The following is an 18,721-nucleotide window of genomic DNA, read 5'->3' on the forward strand; positions in this document are numbered from 1 at the left end:
AACTATTTTCAGACTTAGATTTTAACTTTTAGTTATGTAATTATTAAATCTAAGATTTGACTACAACCAAAAATATTGTGAAATTTCTCATAATATTTCAGCTATTTTGTTAATTATGCGTGAAATTTTAACCTTTACTATAAAAATTTACAATTAATTTTACCATATAGACAATATTCTAATAATTGTTTGAAGCAAAATGAAAACGAATTTTATCACCAAAAAGAAGTTTTATTTGCTATTTCTATTGAATAGCTTCTTCTTAATTTTCACTTTTTCTCTTCGTTCCCAAGAACTAATGGTGGGTTCTGCCAAAAGAATACTAACACCAAATCCATTAATAGCTGTTTCAGGAGGTGTTAGTTCACCTAAACCTGTCACCACAAAAAATGGAGAACTTTCAGTCAGAGCCATGGTTTTAGTGAAGGGTGATGAGAAAATAGCAATCGTTAATATTGACAATTTAGGATGGCCTGCTGCCTTGGGCGACAAGTCAAGAAAACTTATAAAAGACATTCCTTTTGAAAATATACTTATTGGCGCTACGCATACACACAGTGCTCCAGACGCATATGCTTTTCCAGATGCAAATGGAAATCATGCAGCAGATCTCGAATACCTCGAGTGGTGCACTTTTCAAATAGCCCATGCTGTAAATGAAGCATTTAAAAACAAAATACCTGTTAAGCTTAAAATTGCTGTAGGCGAAGCAAAAGGAAAAATAGCTTACAATTACTACGCTCCCGATTTATACGACTCTAGATGTGGCGTAATACAGGCTATAGGTATTAAAGGAAAACAAAAAGACAAACCAATCGTCACTTTAGTAAATTATGCAATTCACCCTGAAGTAATAGGAAGTGATAGGGGAATTTTAAGTCCAGATTTAGTGGGACCACTTTATGACCGCATAGAAGAAAAAACTGGAGGAATGGCACTTTTTATGAATGGAGCTCAAGGTGGAATGGTTACTGCTGATAATCGCGTAGGAAATGATAACGAAGCAAATGATTGGGAAGAATGCAAACGAATAGGCAATTTATTAGCCGATGAAGCTATTCGAATAATTGCGAATGCACCAATACAAGAAAACCCAGACATCTATTGTGCTAACAAAAAAGTAAACTTTCCCATTGAATCTGCAATGATGCGTTTTATATTAGAAAACTCACCACTAAGTATGGGCACATCTAGTAATGGGTCTATAGAAACCACACTAAATCTAGTAAACATTGGCTCTGCACAAATCTTAACTATTCCAGGAGAAGCCCTACCGAATATTGGCTTCTATTTAAAACGAAAAATGCCAACAAAAAGTCCTTTTCTCTTTGGTTTAACCAATGATGCATTCGGTTATATATTAACCAAAGAGGACTTTAATAGTTTTAAAAGGTATGATTATGTAAGTCGCACAAGTTTAGGCGAAATGACTGGCGAAATTTTGGTTACAGCGCTTATAGAAATGATTAAAAACAATCCGAAACCACATAAATTAAATTAATACAAAATGAAAATAACATTTAAAATTATTCTTGCCTTGGCTGTTGTTTTTTTGGCATCATGTCGTGAAAATTCAAAAAAAGAAATAGCTGAAGCTGTAGCTAAAATTGAAATCACTCCAGAGAATGCACTCGAAAGTTATTTAAAAACAACTGATAATTCTTACGAATGGCAGCTAAAAGATTCTTTTGAAATAGGTGATGTAAAAGCATATAATCTATTATTAACTTCTCAAACTTGGAGAGAACATGTATGGAAACATCAATTAACCTTATTAGTTCCAAAAGAAGTAAAATATGATGGAGCACTATTATTTATTACAGGAGGTCATCTAAAAGATGGTTTACCAAAATGGACTCCTGAAGATGACCTTGATGAAACTGGTCCTATGTCTCTTGTGGCAGAAAAAAATAAAGCTGTTCTTGCTATCATTCGTCAAGTTCCAATGCAACCATTATATGACGGTGATCTTGTTGAAGACCAACTAATATCTTTCACATTACACAATTACAAACAAGATAAAGATTTAACATGGCCTTTACTTTTTCCGATGGTTAAGAGTGCTGTTCGTGGTATGGATGCTGTACAAGAGTTTTCAAAGCAAAATCTTAAGAAAGATATTACGCGTTTTACTGTAGCAGGAGCTTCAAAAAGAGGGTGGACCACTTGGCTTACTGGTGCGAGCGACCCCAGAGTAGAAGCTATTGGTCCAATGGTAATAGATGTTTTGAATATGCCTGTTAGTTTAGATTACCATCTTACCGCATGGAATGAATACAGCGTTCAAATTAACGATTACATCAAGCTTGAAATTCCACAGACTGTAGAGACTGAAGATGGCAATGCGCTAACTCAAATGATTGATCCATATTCTTATAGAGAAAAGCTTACTATGCCTAAATTAATTTTTATTGGCACTAATGACGAATATTGGCCTGTAGATGCAGTTAAAAATTATATTGATGATATCCCAGGAGAAAACTATATACACTACACACCTAATGCTGGTCATAATCTAGATGGTGGGGAAAGCGCCTTAAATTCATTAAGTAGTTTTTGGGGACATGCCTTAGCCAAAAAACCATATGAACATCTTAACTACAATCTTAAATCAGATACAAGTTCGGCAACACTGTCTGTTACTACCGATTCAGAAGATTTTAAAAATGCCTATTTATGGTCTGCTGATTCAGATGATCGTGATTTTAGGGATGAAGAATGGACATCTGTAAAAATAACTCCAGCAAATAGTAAGGAAACCGAACAAAAAATCTCCTTTCCAAAAACAGGTTACAAAGCATTTTATATCGATTTTGAATATGCAGATGACAATGGTGGGACGTTTACAAAAAGTACTAGAATGTATCTAGCCGATGATGATGAAGTTTTATAAAAAACGAAAATATTGGTTTTGGGCGCTTGGAAGTACCTTACTTCTATGCGTCCTCGCTTTTAAAATGGTTAGCGTAACAACTGAGGCCTTACCAGTTTCAAAATATTATGAATACGACAAAGCAATTCCGTTAAAAGATTCTCTAAGTGTTGCCACAGACACCACCGATTACACCCTTTACAATTTATCTTACAATAGCGTTTATGATGAGCGGGTAACGGCATTGTTAAGCATTCCAAAAAATGTTGCAACTCCACTACCTGTAATAATTTTAATGCACGGCTTGGGCGACCGAAAGACTGTCGATTACGTAGAGTATGGCAATGCTAAGCTACTCAAGAATGGTTATGCTGTTTTACGAATAGATTTCAAGGAGCATGGTGATCGTAAAGGAGATTCTTACGAGTTCGATTTTACCGGTGACTATAAATATTGGTCCCGGAACATCATTAGTCAAACAGTTTTTGACCTCAGGCGAGCCGTAGATTTTATCGAAACCCAGAAAGAACTAGACGCCTCTCGAATTGGGTATTACGGTATTAGTTTAGGCGGAATAACGGGCACCATTTTTTGCGGTGTCGAAGATCGAATTAAGGTCCCGGTTGTAGCGCTTGCAGGAGGACAAATGAATTTGCTATTCAAAAATCAAGCTATGACCAATGCGGCCAAAGATTTTGTGAGCATAATTGAACCTTTAAACTTTGTAAAACAAATTGCTCCTCGGCCATTTTTAATGTTAAATGCAAAGAACGATGAAATTGTACCGCCAACTATGAGCAAGTTGCTTTACAATAAAGCCGAGGAACCAAAAAATATTATTTGGTATGATGCAAAGCATAGAGATGCTCCAATAGATATTATATATAATGATGGATTAAATTGGTTTAAAGAACACCTATAATTAGTACTAATGGCAGTTGTTTTGGTTACACCAATAGGTAGTTTTCTAGGTAAAACATGAAATATGATAAAAAAAGCAATGTTCGTTTTGCTCTTCTTGATAATGGCCTCTTGCAAAAACGAGAATAAAAATATTGGATATGAAATACATGGGACCGTTGAAGGTTTCAATGATAGTATCTGCCAAATTTTGCAATATGACTATGATTCTATCTATTTCAAGGATTCTGTCGTTATCAAAGATGGAACGTTCAAGTTCATGGGAATTATTGATAAGCCAAGAAGAACAGCACTTAAAATAAAAGGCATGCCGGGTACTTCATTTTTCTGGTTGGAGAACACCCAAACATCCATTACCATCAACGATAACGGTTTGAAGAAAGCAATAGTCGAAGGGGGCGAAGCTCAGAAAATGTTGAATTTGCACAAATTAAAAAAACGGCCAATAATAGATAAAATAGATAGCCTGGAAAATATTATAATGGCAGGGAGTAAAACAGGAGATTTAACAGATCAGGAAAATGATACTCTTTACTCAAGAAGACAGGCATTAAATGGAGAACTTTATGAGAATACCATCGAATTTATAAGGCATTTCCCTAACTCCTTAGAAAGTGCCAGAACCTTAAATGAATCACGATTTAGATTGGACAAGGAATTGTTCACTGAGCTTTTTGCATTGATGAACAAAAAGACCCAAGCATCCATGTATGGAAAAGAAATAGGTCGCTATCTGAAACTGAACGTAAACCCACAAGTAGGGGACAAATACGTTGACTTTGAACTAAATAATGTAAATGGACAAAAAACAAAAATTTCTGATCTAAGAGAAAAATATACTTTGATTGAATTTTGGGCATCTTGGTGTGGCCCTTGTAGAGAGTCAAACCCAGCCCTTAAAAAAGTTTATGAGAAGTTTCATGAAAAGGGGTTTAACATTGTTGGGGTCTCAATGGATCATTCTCTGGAAAAATGGTTGAAAGCGATTAAAGAGGATAATTTACCTTGGGATCATGTTTTGAATGAAAAAGGGGCTTGGGGTGATGTTGCAACAATTTATAATATTAAAGGAATCCCTGACAATATTCTTATAAATGATAAGGGTATAGTAATTGGAAGACACCTTGTAGTTGACGACTTGGAGGCTAAACTTGAAATGGAATTCAATAAAAGTAATCAGTAAAGTTAAATTTAAAAACAGTAGACGAATGAAAAAAACTTCAATAAATACAACTGTAATTATTTTGTGTTGCTCACTCTTTTTAGGAAGCTGTGGCGAAAAGAAAAAAGAGAATTCAGTTGATACTGATACTACAGAAACCGTAAAAACAAAAGAAGGGGAACGAAGTACATGGGCTGAAAAATTAGGTTGGCCTGCTGATAAAAAGGTAATTATGCTTCATGCAGATGATATTGGTATGTGCCCTGAAGCCAACGAAGCTGCTGAAAAAATGCTAAACGATGGTGTAATTCAATCGGCAGCAGTAATGATTCCTTGCCCCAATGCAGAAGAATTTATATCGTGGGCAAAAAGTAATCCTAAAATGGATATTGGTCTGCACCTAACATTAACAAGTGAATGGAAAACCTACCGTTGGGGCACAGTAACACCCGAAGCAGAAGTGCCAGGATTATTGGATGAGGATAAAAAAATGTGGCATGAAGTTCCACAAGTCGTGCAACATGCCTCTGCCGAAGAAGTAGAAAAAGAAATTCGTGCACAAATAGAACAATCAATAGCTTGGGGTCATAGACCAGATCATATCGATACTCACATGGGCACATTATTCGGTCATATCGATTATGTAAAAGCCTATATGAAAGTGGCTCAAGAATATGGTATTCCAGCAAACATTATTGATGTCTCTAATCCGAAGGTATATGAAGAGTTCAAATCTAAGGGATACCCCATGGATGAGAATTTTGTGAAGTTGGGGGAAACTTATAAACTTCCTAAACTTGACTTTTTTACAAGTGCACCAAATGCAAAAACTTATGAAGAAAAAGTTGCGAAATTTAAAGCTTTAATTCAAGGTTTAGATTCCGGATTAACTGAAATTATTTTTCATCCTTCGGTACTGACCGAAAATCTAAAAAGCATTACAGGCTCTTGGCAACAGCGTTCTTGGGAATCGCAAATGTTCTCAGACCCAGATCTAATTCAATTTTTTAAAGACGAAGGAATTATCTTTACAAATTGGCAAGAAATCATGGAACGCTTCAATAAAACTAAATGATAAAATTTAATGCATAACAAATAAGATAGCATTAACAGTCTATTGTTTTATTAGGTTTCTTTGTACGTAACCGCTTAATTTTTAACACTCAACTGATGGATTCTACTACAGGAATCATTCTTGCTATATCGCTAATCATCATCATGTTTGGCATGGGCTTGTCTTTGACGTTGACTGATTTTAAACGTGTATTTACATTTCCTAAAGCAATTATCATAGGACTGTGTTGTCAGATTATCATACTTCCGCTAATCGGTTATTCGATTGCTACAGCATTAAATCTATCGCCAACTATTGCCATCGGCGTTATGTTATTATCCGCTTGTCCTGGAGGGCCAACATCGAACATGTTAACTTTTTTAGCCAAAGGCGATTTAGCATTATCTGTGTCATTAACAGCCGTAGCCAGTATCCTTACAATTTTCACAATACCGCTAATTGTTGAGTTTGCAGTTCAAGAATTTTCAAATGAAAGTCAATTTGTCACTGTGGATGCTCCTACAATGATTAAACAATTACTAGTAATTGTTTTAATTCCTGTAAGTATTGGTATGTGGGTAAAACATAGATTCAATCAATTTGCTTCGCGAATGGAGAAGCCAGTGAAAATAATATCGGCAATCATATTCATTTTAGTCGTTGTGGGCATTACAATTAGTATTCGAGATGTTCTTATGACCTATTTAAGTGAAGCAGGTTTACCCGCCATTTTACTAAACATTTGCACAATGACTGTTGGATTTTTATTAGCCGTATTGTTTAAATTAAGCCGTAAACAAGCCATAAGCATCTCTATAGAAACAGGAATACAAAATGCAACATTAGCAATAACCTTAGCTACTATAGCATTAAACAATGCAGAGTTTTCAATAGTACCTGCAGTGTATGGTTTGTTGATGTATATGTCAGCCGCTATAATAATATTTGCCAGAAAATCTTTAGGAGTAGAAAATTAAACCCAACTATTAATAATTATTTACTAATTGAATTTAAAACAATACCCAATGAGAGTAGCTTATTTAATCGCCTTTTCAGTATTTTTTCTATCGTGTAAAGAAAAGACTGTTGAATTACCTCCATTAATTTCAACAGATCATCCAGCTGTTTTAACCCAAGAATTTATTTATGAAATTGCAGATGCTATAACTCCAGAATGTCATGCTTCTACCGTTGAAGTTAGTAACGGTACTGTTATTGCTTCATGGTTTGGCGGTACTGAAGAAAAAAACAAAGATGTTGGAATTTGGGTTTCTAGAAATACAAATGGTTCATGGTCTACACCCATAGAAGTAGTCAATGGCATACAAGACGAAAACACACGTTACCCATGTTGGAATCCTGTTTTATTTAAACCAAAAGGAGAGCCGTTATATTTATACTATAAGGTTGGTCCTAGTCCGCAAGAATGGTGGGGACTTTATATGACATCCAATGATGATGGCAAAACATGGTCTGAGCCAGTAAAACTTCCCGATGGGATTTTAGGTCCAATAAAAAATCAGCCTATACAACTGGCAAATGGTACAATTTTATCCCCGTCTAGTAATGAAACCAAATCTGGCGATTGGACAGTACATATAGAACAAAGTATTGATAGTGCTAAAACTTGGACTAAAACCGAACCGCTAAACAGCCCTGAAACTTTTGGAGCTATACAGCCTGTAGTTTTAAATCATGGTAATGGAAAACTGCAATTACTTAGTAGAACCAAAAACGATGTGGTTTCGCAAAACTGGTCGGAAGATAACGGACAAACTTGGAGTGAAATGACTGCCACTTCGCTTCCTAATCCGAATTCAGGGGTAGACGGAGTTACTTTAAAAGATGGGCGTCATATACTTATTTATAATCCAACTGGTAAAAACTGGGGAGACCGCGTTCCTTTAAGTTTAGGCGTCTCAAAAGATGGAATAAATTGGGACCGTGCTATCGACTTAGAACCTTTACGAGAAACTACAGATAAAGAAGGTGAAGAATATTCATATCCTACAGTAATACAGGCAGAAGATGGTAAAATTCATCTAGTGTATACTTGGAATCGAAAAACGGTAAAATATCTAGTTATAGATCCTACAAAAATCTAAGTAATACGTTGAGGTATGAAAACAAAAAAGTGGCAGCGAAGATTGTTGCGTGTATTTGGAATATGCGCTTTTATCCTACTGTTACTTTTCTATGTCTTAACCGATCCCATTACTACTGACCCATATTTCGAATCCAGTTACTATAAGAATACTGTTGCAAAAATGGACACTGCTTTTCTTAAAAAAGTAGTAGGTAAAGGCAAGCTTCAAGCTGGTTTTGCTCGAATTAATATCAGCCCTAAATATGTTACTGATTCACCAGACGCAACCAAAGGTGAATTTAGTTCCATAAAAATGGCTGGCTATGGCGATGGCCAATTCGCTACAGGTGTTCACGACTCATTATTTGCTAAGGCAATTGCTGTAGAAGTTGATGGCAAGGAATTGGTTTTTTTAAGTGCGGATATGGTGGTTATTCCAGAATTGGTCGTCCAACAAGTTACTGAGAATTTGCAAAGCACTATTTCAAGAAAACAAATATTATTTGGCGCCACACATACGCATGCAAGTATTGGTAACTGTATTCCCAAATTTGTTGGGGAAAGTTTTGGAGGCGAATATCAACCGGAAGTAGTCACATGGTTAAGTGAAAAATTCACGAATCTAATTTTAGCAGCTCAAAACGATAAAAAAGAAGCCAAATATTCATCTGGTTATATTCACGTACCAAATTTAATTCGCAATAGAATTATTGGAGAAACAGGACGCCTTAATGACAAATTGAACTTGGTAAGCTTTGTGCAAAACGAGGGTAAAAAAGCTGTAATCGGAATCTTCGGAGCACACGCAACAACCATAGCCACTTGGAATGATAAATTTAGTGGTGATTATCCTGGATACTTTCAGCGCAGTTTAGAAACAAAAGGTGTTGATTTAGCTTTGTTTTTTGCTGGTACTGTAGGTAGTCATTCAAATAAAGGAAAGGGAGAAAAATTTGAGAAAACGAAATATATCGGTGAAACCTTAGCAGATTCTGCTGCGGTTGTTATCAATAAAATGAAATATGATTCGGTTGTTCAAATGACTGCAATAACCACTGAAATTGAAATACCAGAATTACAAGCCTTTTACATTTCTGACCGTCGTCGTGTGGCACCGTGGGCAGCAGGTAAACTAATGGCAGACATGCAAACCATTTATTTGCAAGGTGTAAAATTAAACGATTTAGTGTGGATTGCCATGCCATACGAACTTAGTGGCGAATACGGTATTGATTTAAAAAATGCATTAGAAGTGGCTGGTTATAATTCTAGTTTAACAAGTTTTAATGGGCAGTACCTTGGCTATATAGTGCCTCAAAAATATTACTATTTCGAAACCTATGAAGCTCGATTAATGGGATGGTATGGGCCAAGTATGGGAGATTATTTAATGGAATTGAATTTTAAATTGGCCAATGAATTGACCGATAAAAGATTGTAGCAAATGAAAACAGTAAAACGAATTTTAAAAGGACTATTATTATTTATGCTACTCGTAGTCCTTGTTGTGGGTAGTATTGTTATATATAACTGGCGTGATCGTCACCCCGATTATGCAATAGATTTAAAGATTGAGAACAAAAATGAAAGCAGTTTAAAAGCTGGATTTGCCAAAAAACCTATTACACCAACCATAGTTGATACTTGGAACGATGCTAATGGTGATAATAAATACAATGAAGATGATGGTGACTCGTACAATGACGACAACAATAATGGTGAATTCGATGCCTATTGGATTGCTGGCATGAGCAATGCCAAACCTGCACAAGGTGTACATGACGATGTATGGTCTCGCGTGATGGTTCTAGATGATGGAAAAAGTAGAATTGCTATGATTTCTATGGATGCCATTGGTTTTTTACATGGTGATGTTATCGATATTAGAAATCGCATACCTGAAGAATTGGGTATCGATTACACCTTACTTTCATCGACACATACTCATGAAAGTAATGATTTAGTAGGAATTTGGGGAGAGAACATGTTCAATTCAGGGGTGAATGATGAAATGATGGAATATGTAAAACAACAAACGGTAGCTGCAGTAATTGAAGCTGCTAAAAAAATACGACCTGCGAAGTTAGTTTTTGCTGAAGACCTATCTGGTAATGATTCAACACTAATTAAAGACACTCGAAAACCAATTGTAAAAGCGACCGGTATTCATGTAATGCAAGTTTTAGATGCTGAAAATAACAAGACATTAGGGTCTCTAATTAATTGGTCCAATCATCCAGAAACATTATGGAGTCAGAATTTATTAATTAGTTCCGATTTTCCCCATTATGTTCGAGAGGCCATTGAAAAAGGTGTTTTTAATGGTACGGAAAAAATGGAAGAAGGTTTGGGCGGAGTTGCCATATATTTCACAGGAGTTATTGGTGGTTTAATGGCCCCACACCCTTCAATTTCCATTGCAGATCCATTTACTGGAATTGAGTACGCCGAACCTACTTATGAAAAAACAAAAGCACTAGGAGATCAAATTGCATTAATGTCCTTGGCAGCGCTTAAAAAAGAAGGAGATACAATTGACACATCCAATATTTCGGTTCGTGCAAAAACTATATATGCTGATTTGGACAATACTACTTTTAAAATAGCAAGTGGTATAGGCTTAATAAAAATGGGAATGCCTGAATACTTTAATAAAAGAACCGAAGTAGGAGCTATCCGAATAGGTCCAGCGCTATTTTTAAGCATTCCCGGAGAGATTTATCCTGAGATTGTTTTTGGCGGTGTAGAAGCGCCTAAGGGCCGAGATTTTGAAATAGAGCCTATTGAGACTCCACCAATACAAGAACTCATAAAAGATAAATATAAATTCTATTTAGGGCTTTCCAACGATGAAATTGGCTACATTATTCCTAAAAGTGAATGGGATGTAGAAAAACCTTATCTATACCATGATCATGGTGACACTTATGGCGAAGGAAATTCTCTTGGGCCAGAAACCGGGCCTTTTATTTATAAATCTTTGGTTGAGGTACTAGAAGATTTGAATTAATCAATAGCGCTTTTGAAACATATTAAAATGAAGAAAACTGTACTATTATTAATTACCGTCTTAGTGCTACTTAATTGCAAAAAAGAACAAAAAGTCGACGTTGAATATGTAACCAACAAGTTCAAAGAATACGCTTATAAAAGGGAAAAAGTATCATACAATATACAGTTAATAGATTCCTTTGCTAATTCCGATGACGTTACTATTAAAACTGGATTTTCCTTTATAGATAGAAACAGTAATGACACTACTTTAGGGCATTCATTTTATAGTAAAATAGTCGACAACCCGACAACGTATGTTTTCGATAAGGGGATTAGATATTTAATATCAAAAGCTGATAAAACCTATGAAGCAGAGAATAGAACCAACGATGTTGCTTTAAGACGTAAAGGTGGTGAGACGGTTGTAGAAAAAATTTTTCATCTTGACACAATTTATTACGAATCTGTTTCATTAGATGAAACGGATGAAAATTATATTTTAAAATATAAATATAAAAATGACTCGGCTTTTAATATCACTAATCGATTACTAAGTGTTGCTTTAACTAAAGACAACTTTTTCCCAGTTAATATTACTCATACTTATAAAATGATTGGAAATAGCGCTTTTAGTCAGAGGACATTGAGCAATATCAAAATAAATGAAGAGACCAATACTTCTATTGAAGATTATAAAAACGAGTTTAAGGACTTTAAATTAGTTCAACCCGAAAAGGAAGAAAGGCAAGCAACACCTCTTTTAAATAAAGCGCTTCCGAAAATAAATTTACCCGATTTATTTAATTCCAATGAAACCATAAACTTACCGCTTGATGGTCTAACACTAATCGACTTTTGGGAGGTTTGGTGTGGCTATTGTATTATTGCGTTTCCTGAAGTTGAAAACTTAAAGAATAAATACCCAAGCCAACTTAAAGTAAAAGGTATTGTAACAGAAGATATTGAAAAAGCAAAAGAACTGGTTAAACTAAAGAAAACTACCTACCAAAACTTAATTGGAAATGAGGAATTAAAGAAAACTTTTAATGTCAATAGTTGGCCAAGATACTTTTTGGTTGATAAAAATGGAATACTAATAAAAGAGTACTTTGGGTTTTCAAAACAAATAGAAAAAGATATAAAGGACTTAATAAAATAAAGGTTCGTAGCAAAATAAATGCATCATCGTTTTAAGAAAAAATGAATCAAAACTTGACCATTTTATGTAAATATTTTGACTGAGATAATTGAAGATTTAGAATAACTTAAATACTCCGAATTAACTGATTTGTAATTTCCGAGTATTCTGAGATAATAACATCGGCCAATTGAAGATTAATTTCTTTTTCGGTATTGGTAATTGCCACACATTTCATACCAGCAGCTTTTGCAGATCGTACACCATTTTCTGAGTCTTCAATAACCAAACATGTATTGCAATGAACACCTAATCTTTCAGCTGTTAACAAATAGGGTTCAGGGTCTGGTTTGCCTTTTTCAACGTCGCGCGAACAAACTATAACTTCAAAGAGGTCGGCAATTTCCAGTTTATTTACAACAGTTTGCATCTCTTCAAAAGTTGAACTCGTGGTTAGGGCTAAAGTATATTTTTGATGAAGTTCAAATAGTAGCTCAACAACATCGGGATATATTTTTAAATCATCTTTTATAATCTCTAAATAAAACTGTGTTTTAATAGCAATTAGATTTTCAGCATCACTAGACCTTACATTAAACGACGCGATTAATTCTTTAAAAGCAATCGTATCTGGTCGACCCAAACAAAACTTTCTATAGATTTCAGGCGTAATGATCACACCTACCAATTGAAACGCTTTTTTTGTAGCTAGTTCATGACAATCTTCGTCATCTGTGATAACCCCATTCATATCAAAAATAATAGTTGTTATCATTAGCGCATTTTTACAGATTAACTACCTCCCCAGTTTCCGATGATTTATAAGCAGCGTCAACAATATCTAATACAATTTGACCTTCTAATATTCCAGGTACTGGTGTTTCATTATTTCTAATGGACGTAACAAAATGTTCCATCTGTCGTGAATAAATAACTTGATCACAATGGTCTTCTCTAACAGGAAGCTCAGGGATTATTTTTTCAAATGTCTCTTCTCCCGTAGTCATTTTTAAAAAGGTTGGAAACAAGCTTGCATAACCTTTAGTTCCAAAAATTCCTGCTGCTGCTTCGGGTCCATCCATGTGCGGATGCCACCAACCACTTTCAATAATACTTTCTGTACCGTTATCCCAAGTAATAACAATTATCGCAGAATCATCAACATCGTAATCCCCGAAATTAGTAGCAACTCTAGCATACACTTTTACAGGTTTTGGATCACCTAAAAGGTATCGAATAGAGTCAATTGCATGAACACCCATATCTGCTAATGCACCACCTCCGGCCAATTCTTTTTTAGTAAACCATCCTGAAGGCCCCCAATTTTCATGAACACCATAGCCTTTTGTTTTAAATACTTTCCCCAACTTACCAGAGGCAATAGTATCCTTAATATAATTAGTATCTGTATCAAAACGCCACATGTGACCAACCATAACCAGTTGGTTATTTTCTTTGGCAACTACATCAATTTGTTTTCCTTCCGCGCCATCCATGGCCATCGGTTTTTCTAAAAAAACGGCCTTGTCACTTTTTAAAAATTCAATTGCATAGGGTGCATGAAATTGGTTTGGTGTAGAAATTACAACTCCGTCTATCTCTTTATCATCGATTACTTTTTGTATGTCTGTGTAAGCATTCGGTATTGCGTATTTCTTCGCAAACTTTTCTGCACTCTCTATAGTACGAGCTACAACAGCAGTAATTTCGACATCTGGAATTAATTGTAAACCAAGTGCGTGATAATCAGAAATATATCCGGCGCCAATTAATGCGATTTTTATTATTTTCATTTTTCGGTAGTATTATAATTTTCAAAAGCATCTAACATAGATGCTAAATGATTTGTAAGGATAAAATCAACGCCTGCATCCAACAATTCCTTAACCTGACTTTCTTCTTCTGCATGATAATAATTAATACCAACTCCATTTACTTTAAGCCGCTGCACATCTGATATTAATTGTTCATCATCTCTACTACTTTTAATCTGAAGAAATGAAAAATCCTTTGCTATTGTTCTATCAATATATCTTGAACGAGAAGACAATCGTTGCATGTTACATATCTTAATCTCTGAACTGACCTCTTTCACGCCTTTCAAAGGTTTCTTTGAGCAAGCTATTATAGCTTGTTGAATTCTATTTTCAGCAACCACCATTTTCGCAGTTTTAATTCCTAGTTCTTTATTACCTTTTAAATGTATATTGAGCCAAATAGTTGATGGCATTATTCGAAGAACTTCTTTTAAGGTAGGAACTTTTTCACTAGAAAATTCTTCTGATTTCCAAGAACCGGCATCTAATTTTCGAATTTGATTAAAGTTTGTCTTTTTAACCTTTCCGATGCCATTAGTCGTTCTTCCTAAAGTATCATCATGAATAACTACAAGCCTTTTATCTTTTGTAAGTCGTACATCAAACTCAATCATTTGCGCGCCCAAACGAATTGCTTCTTTAAAGGCTGCAATAGTATTTTCTGGATGATTTTCCATGGCACCTCTATGCGCACAAATACCTTTTGTTGGTAAATCAATTGATTGCGCCAAAAGAGAAACGCTAAAAAAAAGAAGCGAAGTTAAAATTGAAAAACTCCTAAGAAATAGCATCTTACTTGTCATGTTTTCTATGCCATTAATTCTTCTGCTTGGTCGAATATTTTTCGAATAGCAGTTGCTATCAAATCCATGTCTTCTTGCGAACCCATAAGAATTTTATGATGTAAACAAACGGACTCTTCTTTAAAAATACGCTCACAAACTGGAAGTGAAAATCGTGTAGGATCTATCGAATGCCAATACTCCTCATTAAGTTTATGACGCGAAGGTTTCGTATGTGGCACATATAAATCACAATTATTTAAAGGTTCATAACATGCATCGACCACAATACCTAACTCAGCTTCTAAAGCAGTTCTGAATTTCTCAATAGGTAATTCTTTAAATTCACTTTTATCGTAACGAAAAGCAAAATTGAAATATGCTTTTTTCGTTTCTCTTTCATCTCTTTTTAACGGAGTTACACCGGGAATTTCTTTTAAAATTTCATTTAGATATGCTCCATTTACATCTCTTGTTGCATTTTGTGCTGGCAATCTTTTTAAACCTTCAATCAAAATAGCTGCTTGAAATTCAGTAATTCGGAAGTTTCCAGACTGAATGAAATTACCATCATCGCCGTAATCTCCAATTCCTTTATCAGCACCAATCAAAGAATCACCTTCTGGTCTTCGACCTACATTTCTTAAGGCATCTAGTTTTTCTGCTAAATCTGCATTATCCGTTGTCATAGATCCACCTTCACCAGCTGTTAAATGTTTTGACAATTGATAACTAAAGCTACCCACATCACCAATACTACCGGCTTTTTTACCTTTCCATTCGCCACCATGTTTATGTGCGCAATCTTCAATTACATAAAGATTATGTTTTTTTGCAATGTCCATTATGGCATCCATATCAGCAAATGCTCCATATAAATGAACTGGAATAATAGCTTTGGTTTTAGGCGTAATCGCTTTTTCAATTGCAGCTGGATCAATACACCAGGTATCTTCTAGAATATCGACCAAAACAGGAGTTGCATTTACATCAATTACGGTGGCTGCAGTGGCCTGCCATGTAAGACCTGGTACAATTACCTCATCTCCTACTCCTATACCCAAAGCTTCTAAGGCAAGTTGCATCGTAATAGTACCGTTTACTGTACAAATTGAATATTTGGTGCCCGTAAATTCTGCAAATAATTTATTAAATTCTACTTCTTTCGGGCCATTATATGACCACACACCACTATTTAAAACTTCAATTAATGCGTGCTCTTCTTCTTTGCCCCAAACTGGCCATTTTGGCCATGGGTTTATATCGGTATCACGACAGGGCTTCCCGCCTTGTATCGCTAATTTCTGCATAATATATTTTATTTAAATTCCAGCCTTCGACTGTTAATTCTGTCTGAACATCACATTCATAAGTTGCCTGAATCGTTTTTATTTCACCTGGCAATAAGCTTATAAAATTGTCTTCCCAAAAAACAGGTAATACAATTTCCTCTGTTTCTTTTTCAACTATATTAAGGTTGATTAGAAATGCAATTGAATCTCCTGTATTTTCTAAAGTTACTATAGTGGTGTTTTTTACACCTTTTTTTTCGTAGTTGCAATCAACAGTAAGCTCAACTTTAGGCAACGAATTAAGCAATGTAAGATCAGCATATTCTTTGCTCGGTGTATGATAAGCAAATTCACCCAAGTCAGCCTCGTAATCCAAAACTTCTTCTTGTGTAGAAAGCCAATAGAAATTAGAACTCACTTCATTATTATTATCATCCAATAAGCGCAGATCAACAAAATATGTTGTTGACAAATTTTCTATTTTCTGTATGTCGAAAATAGAATTAGCACTATCAGGCAAAGCATCAAAAGTTATTTGTTCTATTAAAACTAATTCAGAATTAATATTATAAATACGAAGTTGTGCCGTTAAATTATTTATTTGATGCAAATAATCATTAATCGCATATATCTGATGATCACCATAATTATAAATTAAATGTAATGGCAAACAAGCTTTTTGAGTTGCATAAAAAGCACCAGTAGGATTTAAATAATAATCATACAACTGCCAATACATTTTAGGCCAGGCTGCATTTAGCATCCATTGTACAAGACCTGTTGATCTATCTTTATGAACTTGAAATGCCTCAAACATCGGTCGCATTAATTCATAATTCATGGCTTGCGCCTTTTTATCAAATTCTTCAATTGAAGCTGGGGTACCATAACGTTGATTGATAGCTTCAGTAAACCGACTTAAATCTGCAAACTCATAACGTCCACAGTGATAATCCCATGTCTCGTTTATAGGCCACAATTTATCTTCAGGAATGAACTTTTTTAAGCTGCTTAATTGTGGTATTTGAGCACCAGGGCCTGTCTCGGTATTAAAACCATACGCACCGCCAAAATTGGTGTCTGTAAACCAATACACTGGAGCAGTATAGGCATAAGGACCTAACATTTTAACCCCCGATGATCCACTAATTTCACTAATAACATCTTCACTACCGATAACATGTTGATCACTACCAACACCACCAGTAGAATTCAAATATGGACGTGTTGGGTCGTATTCTGCAAAAGTTTCTATATATCGTTGCTCCAAGGCAGTAATAGGAACTTTATCACTAGCTACTGTCCAAACAAAAATACTTGGGTGATTACGCAACCAAATTACTTGTTCTTCCCAAGCTTGAGCAACATGTTCTATATGCTCTGTCTTATAGACCCCGCCAAAACGTTCATCAACTGGAACACCCATATGAATTTCATGTTCCCAATGGCAACTCCAACCCACCATAAGCAATATTCCATGCGCATCGCAGAGGTCATAAATTTTATGATCTTTCCCCCAAAAGCCTTCCAATCGAATGCAGTTTAGGTTCATTTGTTTTACATAGTGCACTTGTGCTTCTATGTTTTCGTCAGTATCCATTAAGAAAAGATCGTCCGTCCAACCCGCTCCTTTAATCAAAACTTTTTTCCCGTTTACTTTAAACCCTCGATGAATTTCATTTAACCAATAATCTTCTACTTCACGAATTCCGAAGCTTGTTGTGGTACAACTGGAAATTTGACCATCTACAATAAACTTTAATTCCAATTCATACAATTCTGGATCACCCATATGAATAGGCCACCATAATCTCGGATTTTCAAACTTTAGCTGTTCAAATTCTGCTGTCAAAAACTCAAAACGAATCTTGCTTTTTGAAGGAATGGTTATTTCTTTTTCTACAATGCAATTCTCAATAGTACCTTTAAGAATACCCTTTATTGAATGTGCTGTATCGTTCTTTAATTCTGCGGATACTGTAAGTTCTGCAGAAGCCAATGTTTTTAAATCTACTTTAGTTTGTACAAAAGGATTTTCAATTAAAACTCCTTGATACAATTCTAAAGTTACAGGTCTAAAAATACCCATATTACCATCTGGTGGAGAAGGATTCCAGTCGACAAAACCCACACTGAAGTCACCATTTACCGGCGGAATAACTTCTACAGCCAAAGTATTAATTCCTGCAACTACAGTTTCACTAACATCAAAAGATGTTCTTCTATAAGCACCATTAATCTCCTCAATATTTGCAATTTGGTTTCCATTTAACCAAACATTTGCTTTGTAATTTATTCCATCAAAAACTAAAGTTGCGAAATTTTCTGCTGCATTTTCATCCAAGGTAAATTGAGTGGCATACCACCAAGGAACTTCAAAAGTTTCTTTTGAAATCGATTTTAGATTCTCTCCAAAATAAGGATCTTCAATGATGTCATTTTCGACCAATGCACCAAGTACAGTAATGGGCACCTTTGTTGGAATCCAGGTAATTTTATCGTGGCTATCGGTAGAAATAACAGCACCTTTTTCAATAATATTATTTGATGATTGTATTCTCCAGTTTTCGGACAAACACAAATTAAATCGCTTCTTCATACAA

At 35.2% G+C, this 18,721-nt stretch carries 15 protein-coding genes; 10 read left to right on the forward strand and 5 right to left on the reverse strand.

Going from position 1 to position 18,721, the window contains the following annotated elements; genetic code table 11:
- The first annotated feature begins 199 nt into the window (after positions 1–199).
- From UH7x_RS07030 to UH7x_RS07075, 10 genes are all read left to right on the forward strand, one after another.
- Positions 200–1,501 carry a hypothetical protein gene (locus UH7x_RS07030; RefSeq protein ID WP_482363012.1) on the forward strand — a complete coding sequence of 434 codons (1,302 nt, stop codon included), beginning with the start codon at positions 200–202 and terminating at the stop codon, positions 1,499–1,501.
- A 6-nt stretch (positions 1,502–1,507) separates the two neighbouring features.
- Positions 1,508–2,893, forward strand: coding sequence for a PhoPQ-activated pathogenicity-related family protein (locus UH7x_RS07035; RefSeq protein ID WP_482363013.1), 1,386 nt, complete (start codon positions 1,508–1,510; stop codon positions 2,891–2,893).
- A gap of 64 nt (positions 2,894–2,957) precedes the next feature.
- Complete coding sequence (locus UH7x_RS07040; protein ID WP_482363014.1) at positions 2,958–3,794, forward strand: alpha/beta hydrolase; 837 nt, start codon at positions 2,958–2,960, stop codon at positions 3,792–3,794.
- Between the two features lie 63 nt (positions 3,795–3,857).
- Positions 3,858–4,976 carry a redoxin domain-containing protein gene (locus UH7x_RS07045; RefSeq protein ID WP_482363015.1) on the forward strand — a complete coding sequence of 373 codons (1,119 nt, stop codon included), beginning with the start codon at positions 3,858–3,860 and terminating at the stop codon, positions 4,974–4,976.
- A gap of 25 nt (positions 4,977–5,001) precedes the next feature.
- Positions 5,002–6,030, forward strand: a complete 1,029-nt coding sequence (locus tag UH7x_RS07050) for a polysaccharide deacetylase family protein (protein ID WP_482363016.1) — start codon at positions 5,002–5,004, stop codon at positions 6,028–6,030.
- Between the two features lie 95 nt (positions 6,031–6,125).
- Positions 6,126–6,986 carry a bile acid:sodium symporter family protein gene (locus tag UH7x_RS07055; protein ID WP_482363017.1) on the forward strand — a complete coding sequence of 287 codons (861 nt, stop codon included), beginning with the start codon at positions 6,126–6,128 and terminating at the stop codon, positions 6,984–6,986.
- Positions 6,987–7,034: 48 nt separating this feature from the next.
- On the forward strand, positions 7,035–8,114 hold the full coding sequence (locus tag UH7x_RS07060; protein ID WP_482363018.1) for a sialidase family protein: 1,080 nt from the start codon (positions 7,035–7,037) through the stop codon (positions 8,112–8,114).
- 15 nt (positions 8,115–8,129) lie between these two features.
- Positions 8,130–9,536: a neutral/alkaline non-lysosomal ceramidase N-terminal domain-containing protein gene (locus tag UH7x_RS07065; RefSeq protein WP_482363019.1), complete on the forward strand. Its 1,407-nt coding sequence runs from the start codon at positions 8,130–8,132 to the stop codon at positions 9,534–9,536.
- Positions 9,537–9,539: 3 nt separating this feature from the next.
- A complete protein-coding gene (locus UH7x_RS07070; RefSeq protein WP_482363020.1) occupies positions 9,540–11,105 on the forward strand; it encodes a hypothetical protein in 1,566 nt (521 codons plus the stop codon).
- 27 nt (positions 11,106–11,132) lie between these two features.
- The gene (locus UH7x_RS07075) at positions 11,133–12,248 is read left to right on the forward strand and encodes a TlpA family protein disulfide reductase (RefSeq protein WP_482363021.1); all 1,116 of its coding nucleotides are present in this window, start codon (positions 11,133–11,135) and stop codon (positions 12,246–12,248) included.
- 106 nt (positions 12,249–12,354) lie between these two features.
- Here the strand turns inward: UH7x_RS07075 and UH7x_RS07080 are convergent, their stop codons facing one another.
- The 5 genes from UH7x_RS07080 to UH7x_RS07100 all read right to left on the reverse strand — a co-directional run bounded on the left by UH7x_RS07080 (position 12,355) and on the right by UH7x_RS07100 (position 18,717).
- Positions 12,355–13,002, reverse strand: a complete 648-nt coding sequence (locus tag UH7x_RS07080; RefSeq protein ID WP_482363022.1) for an HAD family hydrolase — start codon at positions 13,000–13,002, stop codon at positions 12,355–12,357.
- A 10-nt stretch (positions 13,003–13,012) separates the two neighbouring features.
- Positions 13,013–14,020, reverse strand: coding sequence for a Gfo/Idh/MocA family protein (locus UH7x_RS07085; protein WP_482363023.1), 1,008 nt, complete (start codon positions 14,018–14,020; stop codon positions 13,013–13,015).
- Positions 14,017–14,775 (reverse strand): glycerophosphodiester phosphodiesterase, encoded by a 759-nt coding sequence (locus UH7x_RS07090; RefSeq protein WP_482363024.1) that lies wholly within the window; start codon positions 14,773–14,775, stop codon positions 14,017–14,019. Before UH7x_RS07090 ends, UH7x_RS07085 begins: the two co-directional genes overlap by 4 nt.
- A gap of 77 nt (positions 14,776–14,852) precedes the next feature.
- Positions 14,853–16,136 (reverse strand): DegT/DnrJ/EryC1/StrS family aminotransferase, encoded by a 1,284-nt coding sequence (locus UH7x_RS07095; RefSeq protein WP_482363025.1) that lies wholly within the window; start codon positions 16,134–16,136, stop codon positions 14,853–14,855.
- Positions 16,096–18,717 (reverse strand): glycoside hydrolase family 2 protein, encoded by a 2,622-nt coding sequence (locus UH7x_RS07100; protein ID WP_482363026.1) that lies wholly within the window; start codon positions 18,715–18,717, stop codon positions 16,096–16,098. Before UH7x_RS07100 ends, UH7x_RS07095 begins: the two co-directional genes overlap by 41 nt.
- Positions 18,718–18,721 lie beyond the last annotated feature (4 nt).

The sequence above is a fragment of the Aurantibacter sp. UH7 genome, assembly GCF_056839165.1.